The organism is Streptomyces sp. NPDC001663 (assembly GCF_042893105.1).
Taxonomy (GTDB): domain Bacteria; phylum Actinomycetota; class Actinomycetes; order Streptomycetales; family Streptomycetaceae; genus Streptomyces.
Map to the genome: position 1 here is coordinate 160,756 of NZ_JBIAUR010000011.1, position 17,614 is coordinate 178,369.

16 protein-coding genes are annotated in these 17,614 nt (G+C 70.4%); 14 read left to right on the top strand and 2 right to left on the bottom strand.

Annotated elements, in window-relative coordinates; translation table 11 throughout:
• Nucleotides 1-17 precede the first annotated feature (17 nt).
• The 6 genes from ACFY1L_RS32935 to ACFY1L_RS32960 all read left to right on the top strand — a co-directional run bounded on the left by ACFY1L_RS32935 (nt 18) and on the right by ACFY1L_RS32960 (nt 4,862).
• Nucleotides 18-1,061 carry a 3-isopropylmalate dehydrogenase gene (locus ACFY1L_RS32935; RefSeq protein WP_388832197.1) on the top strand — a complete coding sequence of 348 codons (1,044 nt, stop codon included), beginning with the start codon at nt 18-20 and terminating at the stop codon, nt 1,059-1,061.
• A gap of 252 nt (nt 1,062-1,313) precedes the next feature.
• Nucleotides 1,314-2,402, top strand: coding sequence for a branched-chain amino acid aminotransferase (locus ACFY1L_RS32940; protein WP_388832200.1), 1,089 nt, complete (start codon nt 1,314-1,316; stop codon nt 2,400-2,402).
• Nucleotides 2,403-2,529: 127 nt separating this feature from the next.
• Nucleotides 2,530-3,396 (top strand): hypothetical protein, encoded by an 867-nt coding sequence (locus ACFY1L_RS32945; protein ID WP_388832203.1) that lies wholly within the window; start codon nt 2,530-2,532, stop codon nt 3,394-3,396.
• Nucleotides 3,397-3,435: 39 nt separating this feature from the next.
• Nucleotides 3,436-3,582 (top strand): hypothetical protein, encoded by a 147-nt coding sequence (locus ACFY1L_RS32950; RefSeq protein WP_388832205.1) that lies wholly within the window; start codon nt 3,436-3,438, stop codon nt 3,580-3,582.
• A 342-nt stretch (nt 3,583-3,924) separates the two neighbouring features.
• Nucleotides 3,925-4,344, top strand: a complete 420-nt coding sequence (locus ACFY1L_RS32955) for a hypothetical protein (RefSeq protein WP_388832208.1) — start codon at nt 3,925-3,927, stop codon at nt 4,342-4,344.
• Nucleotides 4,317-4,862, top strand: coding sequence for a hypothetical protein (locus ACFY1L_RS32960; RefSeq protein ID WP_388832211.1), 546 nt, complete (start codon nt 4,317-4,319; stop codon nt 4,860-4,862). The genes ACFY1L_RS32955 and ACFY1L_RS32960 overlap by 28 nt, the downstream gene beginning before the upstream one ends.
• Nucleotides 4,863-4,924: 62 nt before the next feature.
• Here the strand turns inward: ACFY1L_RS32960 and ACFY1L_RS32965 are convergent, their stop codons facing one another.
• Nucleotides 4,925-6,361, bottom strand: a complete 1,437-nt coding sequence (locus ACFY1L_RS32965; RefSeq protein WP_388832214.1) for a cytosine permease — start codon at nt 6,359-6,361, stop codon at nt 4,925-4,927.
• Between the two features lie 116 nt (nt 6,362-6,477).
• On the opposite strand from ACFY1L_RS32965, the gene ureA reads away from it, so the two are divergent.
• From ureA to cimA, 8 genes are all read left to right on the top strand, one after another.
• Nucleotides 6,478-7,161, top strand: a complete 684-nt coding sequence (gene ureA, locus ACFY1L_RS32970; RefSeq protein ID WP_388832216.1) for an urease subunit gamma — start codon at nt 6,478-6,480, stop codon at nt 7,159-7,161.
• Nucleotides 7,158-8,828 carry an urease subunit alpha gene (locus ACFY1L_RS32975; RefSeq protein WP_388832219.1) on the top strand — a complete coding sequence of 557 codons (1,671 nt, stop codon included), beginning with the start codon at nt 7,158-7,160 and terminating at the stop codon, nt 8,826-8,828. Before ureA ends, ACFY1L_RS32975 begins: the two co-directional genes overlap by 4 nt.
• Before the next feature lie 11 nt (nt 8,829-8,839).
• Nucleotides 8,840-9,889, top strand: coding sequence for an agmatine/peptidylarginine deiminase (locus tag ACFY1L_RS32980; protein ID WP_388832222.1), 1,050 nt, complete (start codon nt 8,840-8,842; stop codon nt 9,887-9,889).
• 9 nt (nt 9,890-9,898) lie between these two features.
• Nucleotides 9,899-10,396: a hypothetical protein gene (locus ACFY1L_RS32985; RefSeq protein ID WP_388832225.1), complete on the top strand. Its 498-nt coding sequence runs from the start codon at nt 9,899-9,901 to the stop codon at nt 10,394-10,396.
• Nucleotides 10,393-11,004, top strand: a complete 612-nt coding sequence (locus tag ACFY1L_RS32990; RefSeq protein ID WP_388832228.1) for a TetR/AcrR family transcriptional regulator — start codon at nt 10,393-10,395, stop codon at nt 11,002-11,004. The genes ACFY1L_RS32985 and ACFY1L_RS32990 overlap by 4 nt, the downstream gene beginning before the upstream one ends.
• A 135-nt stretch (nt 11,005-11,139) precedes the next feature.
• Entirely contained in the window at nt 11,140-12,411 is a 1,272-nt protein-coding gene (locus tag ACFY1L_RS32995) for a hypothetical protein (protein WP_388832231.1), read from the top strand.
• Between the two features lie 30 nt (nt 12,412-12,441).
• Nucleotides 12,442-13,704 (top strand): hypothetical protein, encoded by a 1,263-nt coding sequence (locus ACFY1L_RS33000; RefSeq protein WP_388832234.1) that lies wholly within the window; start codon nt 12,442-12,444, stop codon nt 13,702-13,704.
• A 306-nt stretch (nt 13,705-14,010) separates the two neighbouring features.
• Complete coding sequence (cimA, locus tag ACFY1L_RS33005; protein ID WP_388832237.1) at nt 14,011-15,615, top strand: citramalate synthase; 1,605 nt, start codon at nt 14,011-14,013, stop codon at nt 15,613-15,615.
• 69 nt (nt 15,616-15,684) lie between these two features.
• Here cimA and ACFY1L_RS33010 read toward each other — a convergent pair whose 3' ends face one another.
• On the bottom strand, nt 15,685-17,550 hold the full coding sequence (locus ACFY1L_RS33010; RefSeq protein WP_388832240.1) for a lectin: 1,866 nt from the start codon (nt 17,548-17,550) through the stop codon (nt 15,685-15,687).
• Nucleotides 17,551-17,614: the final 64 nt, after the last annotated feature.

Consider the following 17,614-nt stretch of genomic DNA (forward strand, 5'->3'; position numbering starts at 1 on the left):
GGGAGTAGGGTTCCCGCATGTCTCGCAGCATCAATCTCGCAGTGATCCCCGGTGACGGCATCGGCCAGGAGGTCGTGGCCGAAGGTCTGAAGGTCCTCTCCGCCGTCCTTCCGCAGGATGTGAAGCTGGAGACTCAGGAGTACGACTTCGGCGCCCAGCGTTACCACGCCACCGGTGAGACCCTCACCGACGCCGACCTCGAGTCCCTCAAGCGGCACGACGCCATCCTGCTCGGCGCCATCGGCGACCCCTCGGTCCCGTCCGGTGTCCTGGAGCGCGGCTTCCTGCTCAAGCTCCGCTTCGCCTTCGACCACCACGTCAACCTGCGGCCGTCGAAGCTCCTCCCCGGTGTGGCCACCCCGCTGGCCGGCGAGCCGAGCATCGACTTCGTCGTGGTCCGTGAGGGCACCGAGGGCCCGTACACCGGCAATGGCGGCACCATCCGCAAGGGCACCGAGCACGAGGTCGCCACCGAGGTCTCCGTGAACACGGCCTTCGGTGTCGAGCGCGTCGTCCGCGACGCCTTCGCCCGTGCCCAGGCCCGCCCGCGCAAGAAGCTCGCGCTGATCCACAAGAACAACGTGCTGACCTTCGCGGGTCACCTGTGGACCAACATCTTCAACAAGGTGGCCGCGGAGTTCCCCGAGGTCACCACCGAGTACATGCACGTGGACGCGGCGACCATCTACCTGGTCACGCAGCCCGAGCGCTTCGACGTGATCGTCACCGACAACCTGTTCGGCGACATCATCACCGACCTCGCCGCGGCCGTCTCCGGCGGCATCGGTGTGGCGGCCTCCGGCAACATCAACCCGTCCGGAGAGTTCCCGTCCATGTTCGAGCCGGTGCACGGCTCGGCCCCGGACATCGCCGGCCAGGGCAAGGCCGACCCCAGCGCCACGGTCCTGTCCGTCGCCCTGCTCCTGCGTCACCTCGGCTACGAGGCCGAGGCCGCCCGTATCGACGAGGCGGTCGCCGCCGACCTCGCCGAGCGCACCGGCAAGCCCGCCCGCAGCACCGCCGAGATCGGCGACGCGCTGGCCGTACGAGTAGCCGGCTGACCCGCCGAGCACTCGAAATCTTTCGAAGCCGCCGGGTCGCATCTGCACCCGGCGGCTTTCGCTGTGTCCCCGCCGGGTGCCACCATCATCCCCTGGGCCGCATTTCACGCCGTTTCGTCCACGGCCTCCCGCTTGCGATAATCGAACGCGGAGCCGCGGAATGAGGGAATGCTCGGACGTCCTAGCACTGGCCACTGGCAGTACAGGCGTGAGCGCGGCCCGTCACACACAACCGGTGAAGGACAACCACTCATGACGACGCCCACGATCGAGCTCAAGCCCTCGGCCTCGCCACTCTCCGACGCGGAGCGCGAGGCGATCCTGGCGAACCCCGGGTTCGGCCGCCACTTCACCGACCACATGGTGACGATCAAGTGGACCGAGGGCCGCGGCTGGCACGACGGCCAGCTCGTCCCGTACGCCCCGCTCTCCCTCGACCCCGCCACGATGGTCCTGCACTACGCGCAGGAGATCTTCGAGGGCCTCAAGGCCTACCGCCAGCCCGACGGCACCGTCGCCACCTTCCGCCCCGAGAAGAACGCCGAGCGCTTCCAGCGTTCCGCGCACCGCCTCGGCATGCCCGAGCTGCCGGTCGACACCTTCATCGAGGCCTGCGACGCCCTGGTCCAGCAGGACAAGGCGTGGGTGCCCGCGCACGGCGGCGAGGAGTCCCTCTACCTGCGCCCGTTCATGATCGCGACCGAGGTCGGCCTGGGCGTGAAGCCCGCCAACGAGTACCTCTTCCTGGTCATCGCCTCCCCGGCCGGCGCCTACTTCCCCGGTGGCGTCAAGCCGGTCTCCATCTGGCTCTCCGAGGACCGCGTCCGCGCCGTCCCCGGCGGCATGGGCGACGCCAAGACCGGCGGCAACTACGCGGCCTCCCTGCTCGCCCAGGCCGAGGCCGCCGCCAAGGGCTGCGACCAGGTCTGCTACCTGGACGCGGTCGAGCACAAGTGGGTCGAGGAACTCGGCGGCATGAACCTGTACTTCGTGTACGGCGACAAGATCGTCACCCCCTCCCTGACCGGCTCCATCCTCGAGGGCGTCACCCGCGACTCCCTGCTGACCGTCGCCCGCGACCTGGGCTACGAGTCCGAGGAGGGCCGCGTCTCCATCGACCAGTGGCAGCAGGACGCCGAGAACGGCACCCTCACCGAGGTCTTCGCCTGCGGCACCGCCGCCGTCATCACCCCCGTCGGCACGGTCAAGCGCGAGAGCGCCGAGTGGCAGCAGGCGGGCGGCGAGCCCGGCGAGGTCACCCTCAAGCTGCGCGAGGCGCTGCTGGACATCCAGCGCGGCAAGGCCGAGGACGCCCACGGCTGGATGCACCGCCTCGGCTGATCCCAACTGCAGGTCGAGGACGGGGAGTTCGTTCGACGCGTATCGCTTCCCCCGCGCGGGTATCCACTCCTTCCGCGGGGGGAGCGTGCTCTCCGGTGCGCGGATTCGGCCGGGGGAGGGAGCGCGGGTGAACGGGCGGACGCCGATATCGAGGCCGGGTTGGCTGCTACGCGCGTTACGCACCCCGCGCCGCCCCCAGAGCCTCACGGTGCTGGCGCTCCTGGCCGGCTGCGCGGGGGTGCTGCTGTGGTTCGCCGCGCGCATGGACAACTACGGCGAGAACCTCACCCTCAACCTCGGCACCGACCTGGTCGGCGTCGTCATCACCGTGTTCGTGATCGGCCCGCTGATCTCCCGCGCCCAGGAGGGCCGGGTGCGCGAACACACCCGGCTCGACTACGAGTGGTTCAGCGCCCAGGTCTACGGCTCGACCTCGAACGTGAAGGTGCTGGACACCTTCTCCAACCTGTTCGGCCCGCAGTACTCCGAACGCCTCTTCCGCGGCATCAGGTCCGCCACCGCGCACGGCGCCCGGGTGCAGATCCTGCTCCTCGACCCCGACTCCCTCGCCGTCATCCTGCGCGGCCGCGAACTGGGCGAGCAGAGCGCCGACATCCGCCGCGACATCCTGCGCAACCTGCGCACGCTGAGTCAGTTCGCCCGCCGCCTCGACGACACCGCCCGCCAGTTCCTCGAAGTACGCCTCTGTTCCACCTCCCCGGGCGTGACCCTCTACCGCTGGGACGAGCGCTCCCTCGTCTCCTTCCTCACCGTCGGCCGGCTCTCCGGCGAGGGCGTCCAGCTCGAGGTCGCCGTACGCTCCCCGCTCGGCGCCTTCGTCGAGCAGCGCTTCGACGAGCTGTGGCAGCAGAGCAAGCCCATGGAGCGGTTCACCCATCTGCCGGTGACCCTGGTCGACGCGACCGACGGGCGCCGGGAGTTCAGCTGCCGCTTCGTCTACGTCGCTGGGCACGACCTGGTGTCGTATATGTGACGCCACCGCCCCGACCAACGCGCCTCATACGGTGAGACCTTGAACGTCCAGGGCGCCCATGAGCTGATCGTCGTCGACGACGAAAGCGACCTGCATGAGCTGCTGAGGCAGCACTTCGCGGAGAAGTACGATGCGGCGGCGGCCGCCTTCGTCGAGTTGTGGTCGCCGGTCCTGGTCACGGAATAGAGGCCTTGGCACATATGAGTATCGACGAAGCCATTCGTGTGGAAGCACGGGCCATGCTCGGCGACTGGCTCCTGAAGGCCCTTACTGTGGCGGTATATCTCGCCGTTCCCAGCTTGGCCTGCCTCGCCCTTTTGGCCGTCCGTAGCGCTGCCTACGTGCCGTTGGCTGCGCCCCTTGTAGGTGCCGCTGCAGCGCTGCTGCTGGTGGCGCATCGCCCGTGGCGCCATGCCACACGGCGCTGCAAAGAGAGGAAGGAGGCTCGGGGTTCGCTGTAGGCCGACCGGTAGAGCAGCCCGGAGTCGTACTCACCCCTCTCCGGGCCAGCTCGACGCCAACGTCCCCGTGCACGAAGGGCGGCGGCTGATCGGGCTGCAGCACAAGTACCCGGAGACCGTGCTGATCTTCCCGCGCCAGGGCCAGACCTGCCACGCCTACTGCACCTACTGCTTCCGCTGGCCCCAGTTCGTCGGCGAGGCCGACCTGCGCATCGCCACCGACGACATCGCGACCACGTCCGCCTACCTCAGGGCCCACCCCGAGGTGACCAGCGCCCTGATCACCGGCGGCGACCCGCTGGTGATGAGCACGGAGGTGCTACGGCGTTATGTGGAGCCGCTGTTGGAGATCGACACCGTCCGCTCGATCCGCATCGGCACCAAGTCGCTCGCCTTCTGGCCGTACCCTTCACCACCGACCGGGACGCCGACGACCTCCTCCGCCTCTTCGAGAAGGTGGTGGCGAGTGGCCGCCACCTCGCGCTGATGGCCCACTTCACGCACCCGCAGGAACTGCGCCCGCAGGTCGTGCGGGACGCCATGCGCCGGGTGCGCGGCACGGGCGCCGTGATCCGCTGCCAGGGCCCGCTGGTGGCCGGCATCAACGACAGCGCCGAGGCCTGGGCCGAGCTGTGGGACGTGACGACGACGCTGGGGGCAGTGCCCTACTACCAGTTCGTGGAGCGCGACACCGGCCCGCAGGGCTACTTCGGCGTCCCCCTGGCCCGCGGCCACCAGATCTTCCGCGACGCCTACGCCCGCGTGTCGGGGCTGGCCCGTACGGTGCGCGGTCCGGTGATGTCGGCGATGCCGGGCAAGGTTTGCGTGGACGGCGTCGCCGAAGTCGCCGGCGAGAAGGTCTTCGTCCTGCACCTGATCCAGGCCCGCGACCCCGAGTTGGTGGACCGCCCGTTCTTCGCGGCGTACGACGAGGGGGCCACGTGGTTCACGGACCTGAAGCCGGCGTTCGGGACGGAGTTCCTGCCGGGGCTGGAACCGGGCTGATCCGAGCTCGGCGGTTGTGTGGGCCTTGCTGGGGGCTGCCGCCCCCAGACCCCCGCTTCGGCCTAAACGGCCTCGTCCTCAAACGCCGGACGGGCTGAGTGGTCCCGGCCCTCGCTGGAATGAGCCCGGGGATGCAGCAACACATACACCACGCCGCCCACCAGCCCCGACAGCACGAAGCTGCAGTCCACCCCGCCGGTCAGGGACAGCAAGGGTCCCTCGTACGACGGCAGGGAGACGGCGAGCAGGCCCACCCCCGCGCCGACCGCCCAGGACACCGTCGCCGGAATGTTCCAGCCCGCGCTGTACCAGTAGATGCCGCCCCGCGAGCGGCGGTTGAACACCTGCAGCGCGTCCGCGTCGTACACCCCGCGGCAGCGCGCGGAGCCGATCAGTGTGATGACCGCCCACGGCGTGCCGATGGCCGTCAGGAGCAGGACGAAGGACGTCATCGCGGACTGTGCGTCCCAGGCGTAGTGGCCGGCGAGGACGCAGGCCGTGGCGACGACCGCGACCGTGCAGGTGGCCCGGGCGCGGGAGGCGCGCGGCAGGATGGCGTCCAGGTCGAGGCCCATGGAGTAGAGCATCAGGCCCGCGTTGCCGACCGAGCCCGCGGAGGCGGCGAGGAGGAGCGGGATGAGGCACCAGGTGGGGGAGGCGGACACCAGCGGCCCGGCGTAGTCGAGCGCCGCCCGCGCCCCGTACGCCGTGAACGTGCCGAACAACTGCGGGACCAGCAGGCCGGCCGTCAGACCGAGCCAGGTCGCGTGCAGGACCCGGCGGGAGGTGTGGCGGGTCGGTGAGATGTAGCGGGTGTAGTCGCCGAGGAGGGTGATGAAGGCGATGGGGCCCGAGAGGCCCGCCGCCACCGCGGCCAGCAGCCATGTCGGCCAGAAGCCGCCGAGCAGATAGCCGCCGGTCTGCGGGAGCGCTTCGGTCGTGAAGTGCGGGGCGTACGCGATCACCCCGAGCGCGAGCAGGGCCGTCATGCCGATCGCGAGGACACGGGACATAGCGAGCAGCACGCGGTAGCCGTACACCGCGCCCGCGACGGTCGCCGCGGCCAGCAGCCCGTAGACGACGCCGTACGAGACACCGTTCTGCGGGAGCCCGAGGAGGCGGCCCAGCACGCTCACCATCACGTCGCCGCCGATCCAGACGGTCAGGGCGGTGTAGCCGAGGGCCAGCAGCAGGCCGACGACCGAACCGACCAGCCGGCCGCGCACGCCGAACTGGGCGCCGGAGGAGGTGGACAGGTTCGTCGCCGTGCGCAGGGAGACCAGCGCCAACGGGGCCGTGAACGCGGTGCCGGCCACCGTGCCCGCCACGATCGAGCTCACCGACGCCCACCAGTCGAGGCCGAAGGACGCCGGCAGCCAGCCGAAGACGATCACGCCCAGGCAGAGGTTGGAGCCGAGCAGGATCGAGACCAGGTCCCGTGGTCCGCTGGTGCGTTCCCCGTCGGGGATGGTGTCGACTCCGCGCTGTTCTATCGGCATGGCATCTCTCCCTCGGTTAGAGCGACGTTCAATGTGATGTGCTCAACCCCTTGGCGTCAACCTTTCGGTCTTGGGGATTTCATGTTTAGAGTGGTGCTCTAAGTGAAGGGAACGATATGCGGCTGACTCCCACCGAACGCGACCGGCTGCTGCTCTTCGGGGCCGCCGAGCTGGCCCGTGCCCGCCGGGCCCGCGGTCTGCGGCTCAATGTCCCCGAGGCGACCGCCCTCATCGCGGACACCGTGTGCGAGGCGGCCCGAGACGGCGCCCGGCTCGCCGAGGCCGTCGAGCGCGCCCGGTCTGTCCTCGGCCCGGCCGACGTGCTGCCGGGCGTCGCGGACGTCGTCACCGAGGTGCATGTGGAGGCCGTCTTCGACGACGGCTCCAGGCTCGCGGTCGTCACCGATCCGATAGCCGGCGGCGGGCTGGGGGACGGGGCGCCGGGCGCCCTGTTGCCCGGGCCCGCGCACACCGAGCCCGAGGCGGCCGTCCGGCTCACGGTCACCAACACCGCGACCGTGCCCGTCTCCGTCACCTCCCACTTCCACTTCTTCGAGGCCAACCCGCGCCTCGACTTCGACCGGTCCTGCGCCTACGGCATGCGACTCGCCGTCCCCGCCGGTTCCTCCGTGCGCTTCGGGCCCGGCGAGAGCGTCGAGGTCGGGCTCGTGCCGATCGGGGGCGAGCGGGTCGCGATCGGGTTCGCGGGGCTCGTCGACGGGGCGCTGGACGCGCCGGGGACGAAGGAAGAGGCCCTGCGCAGGGCCGCCGCCTGCGGATATCTGGGAGCCGAAGGATGAACCCGTACGAATACGCCGCCGCCCACGGTCCCCGCGCCGGCGACCGCATCCGGCTCGGCGACTCGGGGCTCGTCGTCCGCGTGGAGTCCGACTCCCAGCGCTACGGCGACGAGTTCCTCGCCGGCTTCGGGAAGACCGCGCGCGACGGGCTGCACCTCAAGGCGGCCGCCGTCCGGGAGACCTGTGACGTCGTCATCAGCAACGTGGTGGTGATCGATGCCGTGCAGGGGATCCGCAAGGTCTCCATCGGCATCCGGGAGGGGCGGATCTGCTCGATCGGGCGGGCCGGGAATCCCGACACGCTCGACGGGGTCGACGTCGTGGTCGGCACCGGTACGTCCATCGTGTCCGGCGAGGGGCTCATCGCGACCGCCGGTGCCGTCGACACCCACGTCCATCTGCTGTCGCCGCGGATCATGGAGGCCTCGCTGGCGTCCGGCGTGACGACCATCATCGGGCAGGAGTTCGGGCCCGTGTGGGGCGTCGGGGTCAACTCGCCCTGGGCGCTGCGGCATGCGTTCAACGCCTTCGACGCGTGGCCGGTCAACATCGGGTTCCTGGGGCGGGGTTCGTCCTCGCACCAGGCCCCACTGGTGGAGGCCCTCGCCGAGGGCGGCGCCTCCGGCTTCAAGGTGCACGAGGACATGGGCGCCCATACGCGGGCCCTGGACACGGCACTTCGCGTCGCCGAGGAGCACGACGTCCAGGTCGCCCTGCACAGCGACGGGTTGAACGAATGCCTCTCCGTCGAGGACACCCTGCGGGTGCTGGAGGGGCGGACCATCCACGCCTTCCACATCGAGGGGTGCGGGGGCGGTCACGTACCGAATGTGCTGAAGATGGCGGGCGTTGCGAACGTCATCGGCTCCTCCACCAATCCGACCCTGCCCTTCGGACGGGACGCCGTCGCCGAGCACTACGGGATGATCGTCTCCGTCCACGATCTGAAGACCGACCTGCCCGGCGACGCCGCCATGGCCCGTGACCGCATCCGCGCCGGGACCATGGGCGCCGAGGACGTGCTGCACGACCTGGGTGCGATCGGCATCACCTCGTCCGACGCGCAGGGCATGGGCCGGGCGGGGGAGACGGTCCGCCGTACCTTCGCCATGGCCGGGAAGATGAAGGCCGAGTTCGGCGCCCCGGACGAGCATGACAACGAGCGCGTCCTGCGCTACATGGCCAAGCTGACCGTCAACCCGGCCATCGCGCACGGACTTTCGCACGAGGTCGGGTCGATCGAGGTCGGCAAGCTGGCCGACATCGTGCTGTGGCGGCCCGAGTACTTCGGCGCCAAACCGCAGCTCGTCCTCAAGGCCGGCTTCCCGGCGTACGGCGTGGTCGGGGACCCGAACGCGGCCACCGACACCTGCGAACCCCTCGTCCTGGGACCGCAGTTCGGCGCCCACGGCGCGACACCGGCCGACATCTCGGTCGCCTTCGTCGCGCAGGCGGCCCTCGACCAGGGCAACGACACCATGCCGACCCGGCGACGCAGGGTCGCCGTCCGCGGCACGCGCGGTATCGGGCCCGCCGATCTGCGCCTCAACTCCCGTACCGGAGCGGTGGATGTCGACCAGCGGACCGGTCTGGTCACGCTCGACGGCGAACCGATCCGCTCGGAGCCGGCCGAGTCCGTCTCCCTCAACCGTCTGTACTTCCTGTGAGGACCTCCCGGATGAACAAGGCTGCCGCCGACGGCTTCCGCATGCCCGCCGAATGGGCCCCGCACGAGCGCACCTGGATGGCGTGGCCGGGCCCCAACCCCACCTTCGAGGACCCGGACGACCTCGCCGCCTCGCGTGCCGCCTGGGCGTCGGTCGCCCGCGCGATACGCCGGTTCGAACCGGTGACGGTGGTGTGCGGGCCGGGGCAGTCGGCCGATGCGCGGGCCCTGCTGGGTGAGGGCGTCGGCACCGTCGAGCGGGACCTCGACGACGCCTGGATGCGCGACGTCGGGCCGACCTTCCTGACCAACGGCAAGGGCGAACTGGCCGCCGTGGACTGGACGTTCAACGGCTGGGGCGCCCAGCACTGGGCCCGCTGGGAGCACGACGCGAAGATCGCCGCGTATGTGTCGGACCTCGCGGGAGCGAAGACGTACGCCTCGAAGCTGGTGAACGAGGGCGGGGCGATCCACGTCGACGGTGAGGGGACCGTGCTGCTGACGGAGACCGTCCAGCTCGGGCCCGAGCGCAACCCGGGGTGGTCGAAGCAGGAGGTCGAGGCCGAGATCCACGCCCAGCTCGGCACCCGCAAGGCGATCTGGCTGCCCCGCGGCCTCACCGGCGACTATCCCCCGCACGGCTTCGGCACCCTCGGTCACGTGGACATCGTCGCCGCCTTCGCCCGCCCGGGAGTCGTGGTCGCCCACTCCCAGCCGGACCCCGCGCACCCCGACCACGAGGTGACGAAGGAGGTCATCGGACTGCTGCGGGGACAGAAGGACGCACGGGGCCGCAGCCTGGAGGTCGTCGAGGTCCCGGCGCCCACCGTCCTGGAGGCCGACGGCCACTGGGCCGACTACTCCTACATCAACCACTACCTCTGCAACGGCGGTGTCGTGCTGTGCGGTTTCGACGACCCGCGCGACGAGATTGCGGCGGGCATCTTCCGGCGGCTGTTCCCCGAGCGGACGGTGACACTCGTCGACGCGCGGACGATCTTCGCGGGCGGGGGCGGCATCCACTGCATCACCCAGCAGCAGCCGAGGGCGGCGGTCAGGTAGAACGTACGGGTGAACGTGCTGATCTGCGCCGCCTGCGGAAGCCGGCTGACCGAGCCGCTGCGCCTCCTGCCGGAGGTCCCGCCCCGCCCGGAGTACGACGGGCGCAAGAACGCCGACGGATCCCGCCGCGCCCCGTCGACCGTGCCGCGCGGGGCGTACGCGGTGGACCCGGAGCCGTGCGGGGCGCCGTACGTGCCGCATCCCGATCCCGACTGGTGCGATGCCGCCAACCCGGGCAACAGCTGCATGGGCGACCCCGGCGGACAGGGATTCCTCATGTCCGCCGGGCCGCGCGACACACTGGTGACCCACCCCGAGGACACCCGCGCGTATCTGTCCGCCAACCCCGCCTTCCAGGAGATCGGGTGCTGCGGTCCGCCCGGGCGTGAGGGGCCCAACGAGGTGTGCGCGGGGTGCGGCGCGGTGGTGGCGACGCTGTACGCCGACTGCACCGGCGCATACGAGACGGACTTCCTGCCCGACGCGGTGCGGGTGACCCCGGCATGACCCCGCCGTCCCCCCGCCGCCGCACTCCCGCCCCGCCCCGCGAGGACGTCCTAGCCGCCGCCATGGAGATGATCGCCGAACGCGGTCTGGAGAAGCTCACCATGGCCGCGCTCGGCCGCGAGGTCGGCATGAGCAGCGGGCACCTGCTCTACTACTTCCGCTCCAAGGACGAGCTGCTGCTGCAGACCCTGGAGTGGAGCGAGGGCCGGCTCGGCGCCGAACGCGGCCGGCTCCTGGGCCGCACGGGCACGGCGCGCGAACGGCTCGATGCGTACGTTGACCTGTACGTCCCCGACGGCCACCGCGACCCGCACTGGACCCTGTGGCTGGAGGTCTGGAACCGCTCGCAGAACGCCGACGAGGACGCCCGCGACCGCCAGGCCGCGATCGAGGGTGCCTGGCACCGCGACCTGGTGGCACTGATCGCCGAAGGGGTGTCCCGGGGTGAGTTCCGGCGGGTCGACCCCGACCGTTTCGCGACCCGGCTGCGGTCGCTGATGGACGGTTTCTCGATCGACGTCGCGGTCGGGCTGCGGGGGGCGGACCGACCGCAAGTTCTCGGCCATGTACGGGAGTTCCTGGAGGAGGGGCTTCTCGCGGACGACTGAGCCCGTGCCCGGGTTGTACTCAATTCGGGGGATTGCCCTGTGTGGGGCGGTGCGCTTGTCTCGATGAGAGCCCTCGGCGCAGGGCCGGGGGAGAAGCGTCACACGGGGAACACTGGGGGAATCGTGTTCAGAGCCATGCGTGGGGTGTCCGTCGCGGTGGTCTCGGGAGCGCTGGTCGCGTTGTCGGCCACGTCCGCGGCACCGGCGCCGCAGCCGCAGACCGAGCGGGTCACCCTGTCGGCGACGGGGGAGCAGGGCAACGAGAACGCGTACGGGCCGGAGTTCAGCGCCGACGGCCGGTTCGCGGTGTTCTCGGCGTACGCCTCCAATCTGGTGCCGGGCGACACGAACGGGAACTCGGACGTCTTCGTGCGCGACCTGCGCAAGGGGACCGTCGAGCGGGTCAGCGTCGGCTCGGACGGTGCCCAGGCCGTCGGCGGTGAGTCGAACGCGCGGGCCATCAGCGCCGACGGCCGCTACGTCCTGTTCAGCTCCAACGCCAGGAACCTCGTCCACTGGGACGACCCGCCGACCAACGAGGCGGCCCAGGACATCTATCTGCACGACCGGCGCACCGGCCGCACGGAGCGGATCAGCGTGGCCCTGGACGGGGGTTCCGCCTTCACGGCGGGTGCCGCCATGTCGCCGAACGCCCGCTACATCGCCTTCAATGCCAAGGCCGACCGGATGGAGAAGGACCCCGGCGACCTCTTCGGGATCGTGTACCTCCTCGACCGCCGCACCGGCACTGTGGAGCGGATCAGCAACCGGGACCGCCCGGACAACCCCTCGCTGCTGCAGGGGCTGAGCGACAACGGCCGCTATGTGGCGTACACCCAGCTGGTGCCGCGCAGCACCTACGGGCGCACCTGGGTGCACGACCGCCGCACAGGCACCGAGGAACAGGTCAACGTCGCGACGGACGGCGCGCCGGTACCGCGGTACGCGATGCCCGCCTCGCTCTCCGCGGACGGCCGGACCATCGCCTTCCAGTACTGGGGCGAGGAGGAGCTGGTCCCGGGCGAGACGCCGAGCACCGCCTCCACCGTCTACGTCCGCGACCTGCGGGCGGACGTCACCCGGCGGGTGAAGGCCGGTCCGGACGGTGAGGACCGCGTGAACGGGCCCGTGCTCAGCCCGGACGGCCGGTACGTGGCCTACCTTGCGCAACCGCGGCCGGTGGACGGGCAGTTGGGGCCGGAGAACGTCTACCTCCGCGACCTGCGCACCGGCTCCACGCGCCTGGTCAGCGAGGCGACCACCGGCGGGCCCGTCACGGACGAGTCGGTCGCGGTCTACTCGGTGAGCGCGGGCGCCCACCGCGTCGGCCTCGGCAGCTACTCCAGCCGGCTCGTCCCGGACGACACCAACGGTCACTACGACGGGTTCGTCCGCCACCTCCACTGACCGACCGCACCAGAACAGGGGGAAGAGATCGTGTACACCAGCACACGCGCCACCCTGGCCGCCGCCCTCGTCACCGCCGCGGTGACCCTGGCGAGCGGCACCACGGCGAGCGCCGCGCCCGAGGTCCCGTACACCGAGCGCGCCAGTGTCGCCATGGACGGCGGCCAGCTCGCCGAGGCGTCGTTCGGACCGGCCGCGACCGACAGAGGCGTGGCGTTCACCTCGAACGGAGCCGCGTACGGCGGAGACACCAACGGGCAGTCCGACGTGTACTACCGGGACCCCTCCGGGACGTCCGCGGTCAGCTACGCGTCGCAGCCGGTCCACACCATGGGCGACGGCCCCTCCTACGAACCGTCGGCCTGCGCGGGCGGCCGCTTCATCGCCTTCGTCTCACAGGCCACCAACCTCACGACGACCCCGCGCGAGGACCACGATCCGCTGATCTACCTGCGCAACCGCAGCGTCGGCAAGATCGGCGCGTTCCCGCGCAGCTACCAGGGCGTGCCGTTCACGTCGATGGGTCAGCCGGCGATCAGCTTCGACTGCCAGTGGGTCGCGTTCGTGGCCACGCTGCCCTCCACGCCCGACCACGTGGAGCAGCCGCGTGTCTACCGCTACCGCGTCTACGACGGCTCCGTCGCGCCGGTGAGCCAGGTGTCCGAGGACGGCTCGCGCGCCGCCGGCCGGCCCTCCATCAGCGCCGACGGCCGCCACATCGCCTACCAGTACTCGATCCCGCACCCGGGAGGGCCGGCCAACCACAGCGACATCTACGTACGGGACATGGAGACCGGGTCCCTGGAGAAGGCGTCCGTGGCGCGCGACGGAGGACCGGCGAACCGCGAGTCCACCGGACCGTCGATCAGCGCCGACGGCCGCCGGGTGGCCTTCGACTCGTACGCCTCGAACCTCGCGCCCAAGGACACCAACGGCAGCGCCAACGTGTTCGTCCGCGACCTCGACAAGAGCCGCACGCGGCTGGTCAGGGGCGCGGGTCGGGGCGAGTTCACCTACGGGGCCTCGCTCGGCGCGGACGGGCTGCACGTGGCCTACGAGTCCGGCCCCGTGGCCGACCCGTCGGCGCCGCGCCAGGTCTGGCTCGCGGACCTGGCGGCCGGCACGAGGCAGCTCGTCAGCACCGACGCGCAGGGCGGCCCGGCCGACGGATCGTCGACGAACCCGTCCATCCAGCCCGACGGCCTGGCGGTCGCCTTCGAGTCGTACGCCGGTGACCTGGTGCCGGACGACACCAACGGCACCGTCGACGTGTTCGTGCGCCGACTGGGCTGAACCCGGGGGGTTCGCATTCTGAGACGGACGGTGAGCACGGGGGCGACTTGTGCCAGACTGCCCCCGTGCTCTCGTTCGCCATGATTATTGGCAGCAGGCGCGCCGGTCCGCAGTGACCGCCACGTACGACCAGGTACGGGCGGACACCGTCGTCCTCGACCCGCGCGCAGACCTCTCGCACCCGCGAGGGGTTTTTCGCTTTTCTGGCCCACCTTCAGCCGGAGGCAAAGCGCGAGGGATCATTGGAGGACGGTGGAGCCGGTCATTCCGGTACAGACCGAGATCCAACACAGGAGCCTTGACACCATGACCGAAACCAGCGAGCTCGACGATTCGTTCCACGTCTTCGACACCACCCTGCGCGACGGCGCGCAGCGCGAGGGCATCAACCTCACTGTCGCCGACAAGCTGGCGATCGCGCGGCACCTGGACGACTTCGGCGTGGGCTTCATCGAGGGCGGCTGGCCCGGCGCCAACCCGCGGGACACCGAGTTCTTCGCCCGCGCCCGGCAGGAGATCGACTTCAAGCACGCCCAGCTCGTCGCCTTCGGCGCCACCCGCCGTGCCGGTGCGAAGGCGAGCGAGGACCCGCAGGTCAAGGCGCTCCTGGACTCGGGCGCCGAGGTCATCACGCTGGTCGCCAAGTCCCACGACCGGCACGTCGAACTCGCCCTGCGCACCACTCTCGACGAGAACCTGGAGATGGTCCGCGACACCGTCTCCTTCCTGCGCGAGCAGGGCCGCCGTGTCTTCGTCGACTGCGAGCACTTCTTCGACGGCTACCGCGCCAACCCCGAGTACGCGAAGGCCGTCGTACGGACCGCCTCCGAGGCCGGCGCCTCCGTCGTGATCCTCTGCGACACCAACGGCGGCATGCTCCCCGCGCAGATCCAGGCCGTCGCCTCCACGGTCCTCGCCGACACCGGCGCCCGGCTCGGCATCCACACCCAGGACGACACGGGCTGCGCGGTCGCCAACACGCTGGCCGCCGTCGACGCGGGCGCCACCCACGTCCAGTGCACGGCGAACGGCTACGGAGAGCGCGTCGGCAACGCCAACCTCTTCCCGGTCGTCGCGGCCCTGGAGCTCAAGTACGGCAAGAAGGTCCTGCCCGAGGGCCACCTGCGCGAGATGACCCGCATCTCGCACGCCATCGCCGAGGTAGTGAACCTCACGCCGTCCACGCACCAGCCGTACGTCGGTGTCTCGGCCTTCGCCCACAAGGCCGGCCTGCACGCCTCGGCGATCAAGGTCGACCCGGACCTGTACCAGCACATCGACCCGGAGCTGGTCGGCAACACCATGCGGATGCTGGTCTCCGACATGGCGGGCCGCGCCTCGATCGAGCTCAAGGGCAAGGAGCTCGGCATCGACCTGGGCGGCGACCGCGAGCTGGTCGGCCGGGTCGTGGAGCGGGTCAAGGAGCGCGAGCTCAAGGGCTACACGTACGAGGCGGCCGACGCGTCCTTCGAACTGCTGCTGCGCGCCGAGGTGGAGGGCAAGCCCCTGAAGTACTTCGACGTCGAGTCCTGGCGCGCCATCGTCGAGGACCGCCCCGACGGCACCCACGCCAACGAGGCCACGGTCAAGCTCTTCGCCAAGGGCGAGCGCATCGTCGCCACGGCGGAGGGCAACGGCCCGGTCAACGCGCTGGACCGTGCGCTCAGGGTCGCGCTGGAGAAGATCTACCCCCAGCTGGCCAAGCTCGACCTCGTCGACTACAAGGTCCGCATCCTGGAGGGCGTGCACGGCACCCAGTCCACGACCCGCGTCCTGATCTCCACGTCCGACGGCGCGGGCGAGTGGTCCACGGTGGGCGTCGCGGAGAACGTCATCGCGGCGTCGTGGCAGGCCTTGGAGGACGCGTACACGTACGGACTGCTGCGGGCGGGCGTGGAGCCGGCGGAGTAAGCCGCCCCAGGTGGGTCACCGCCCCATCACGGTGACCCACCGGGTCCACGGTTCAGTCCTGGGCCGGTCCTAAAGCAAACGCCACTTCTGGTTGCCGGCCCCCGTGCACGACCAGATCTGCGCGCGCGTCCCGTTCGCCGAGGAGTTGTCCGTGGCGTCCAGGCACTTGTCGGCCGCTGTATTCACGACATCGCCTGTCGAGGCGTTGTACGACCAGCGTTGCGCACCGGTCCCGTTGCAGTCGTACAACTGCACCTTCGCCCCGTCGGTGGTCGAACCCGACGTCACGTCAAGGCACTTGCCCAGCGCCCGGACCGTCCCGTCCGCCTGCACCGTCCACTGCTGCGCGGCCGAGCCGTTGCAGTCGTAGAGCTGCACCGCCGTACCGTTCGCACTCGAACCGCCCGCCACATCGAGGCACTTGCCGCCCGGCCCGACGAAGGCCCCGGACTGCCCGCCCCCTCCGGACTGCGTCCCCGACCAGGTGAACGTCGCAGATGTCTTGCCCGGCAGCGAATAAGTGGCGTGCTGCGAGCCCCAGTTGATGGTCACCGTCTTCGCGGCGGAGGCGTCGTTGTAGGCGATCAGCGCCTTCGAGCCGTCCGGGTTGCGCCATGCCACGTTCGGCACGGCGGAGGAGGCGGTGGAGGCGATCCGCTGCGCGCCGGGGCGGACGAATTTCGTCAGATGGCCCATCGTGTAGTACTCGACCGTGTAGTCGACGGTGCCGCTCGCCCCGTCCCCGTTGTGCACGGTGATCAGCCCGGTGCAGGTACCGCAACCTCCGTTGTGCGGGCCCATGTTCTGGTCCACGGCCAACGACCACTTGGTCACCGACTTCGCCCAGTTCCGCGTGTAGTCGACGATGTTGAGCATGTCCTCGCGCTGCTGGTTCGCTATCCAGGTCCCGCCCGAGTGCTCGGTGCCGAACGCGTCCAGCTGCGGGTACCGGTCGTGCACGGACGTCTGCTTGCCGACGTCACCGCCGTAGCCGTGCCAGGCGATCCCACCGAAGTTGGGATGGGATCGCACAGCCGCGTCGTCCACCGTCTGCGCCGCGTACGAGTCGTAGACGTCCCAGTTCCAGTCGTGCGCGAGCACCTTCGTCGACAGCCCCGCCGCCTGCAGCTTCGGCAGCAGTTCGTTCTTGGTGAAGTAGGCCAGACCGTCGGCGTTCCAGCTCATCGACGGGTATCCCGAACAGCACGTCGGCTCGTTCTGTGCCGTCACGTACGACACGGGGATGCCCTGATCCCGGTACGCCTGCAAGTACTTCACGAAGTACGAGGCGTACGCCCCGTAGTCCTCCGCCTTCAGCCAGCCCCCGTTGAGCTGCCCGCTGTCCTTCATCCAGGCGGGCGCCGTCCACGGCGAGGCCATCACGGTCAGCGAAGGGTTCAGCTGCAGCGCCTGCTTGGTCAGCGGGACGACGTCCGCGAGATCGTGCGCGACGGAGAACCTGGCCAGACCCGGATCCGTCTGCCCTGCCGGCACGTCGTCGTACGTGTATCCGTACCGCGCCAGGTCGGACGCGCCCATCGGATTGCGCAGGAACGACAGCCCGATCCCGTCCGTGGGTGAGAACAGCTTCCGCATGGTCGTGTCCCGGGTCGCCTGCGAGAGCGCCCCGCTGCTGTTCATCAGCCAGGCGGCGGTGTCCGTGAAGGATGCGCCGCCTCCGGTGAAGGTCTGGTACCGGGTGTTCTCGTCGACGGTGATGTTCTCGCCGCCACCACCGGTTCCGGACTGGAAGGCGAACGGCGCCTGGGGCTGCAGCCCACGGACGACATGCCGACCGGCGGTGTCGTCCGTGGTGGTCAGATACGCGGTGACCTGCTCGCCGGCCGCGTGCGCGGATGGCACGGCCGCGGTGAGACCGGCGGTGGAGAGCACTCCGGCCAGCATGAGCCGGAGCAGGTGGGGGGTTCTCCTCATCGTGCGTCGCCCTTCCCGAAATGTCTGACGTGACGTCTTGACGGGTCTGTGGGCCGTTAGTTAA

What these genes read in the sequence shown, in the direction of transcription:
- ACFY1L_RS32990 (WP_388832228.1), top strand. Translation starts at nt 10,393, where the DNA reads ATGACCCCGCCGTCCCCCCGCCGCCGCACTCCCGCCCCGCCCCGCGAG.
- ACFY1L_RS32940 (WP_388832200.1), top strand. Translation starts at nt 1,314, where the DNA reads ATGACGACGCCCACGATCGAGCTCAAGCCCTCGGCCTCGCCACTCTCC.
- cimA (WP_388832237.1), top strand. Translation starts at nt 14,011, where the DNA reads ATGACCGAAACCAGCGAGCTCGACGATTCGTTCCACGTCTTCGACACC.
- ACFY1L_RS32935 (WP_388832197.1), top strand. Translation starts at nt 18, where the DNA reads ATGTCTCGCAGCATCAATCTCGCAGTGATCCCCGGTGACGGCATCGGC.
- ureA (WP_388832216.1), top strand. Translation starts at nt 6,478, where the DNA reads ATGCGGCTGACTCCCACCGAACGCGACCGGCTGCTGCTCTTCGGGGCC.
- ACFY1L_RS32980 (WP_388832222.1), top strand. Translation starts at nt 8,840, where the DNA reads ATGAACAAGGCTGCCGCCGACGGCTTCCGCATGCCCGCCGAATGGGCC.
- ACFY1L_RS32975 (WP_388832219.1), top strand. Translation starts at nt 7,158, where the DNA reads ATGAACCCGTACGAATACGCCGCCGCCCACGGTCCCCGCGCCGGCGAC.
- ACFY1L_RS32965 (WP_388832214.1), bottom strand. Translation starts at nt 6,361, where the DNA reads ATGCCGATAGAACAGCGCGGAGTCGACACCATCCCCGACGGGGAACGC.
- ACFY1L_RS33010 (WP_388832240.1), bottom strand. Translation starts at nt 17,550, where the DNA reads ATGAGGAGAACCCCCCACCTGCTCCGGCTCATGCTGGCCGGAGTGCTC.
- ACFY1L_RS32995 (WP_388832231.1), top strand. Translation starts at nt 11,140, where the DNA reads ATGCGTGGGGTGTCCGTCGCGGTGGTCTCGGGAGCGCTGGTCGCGTTG.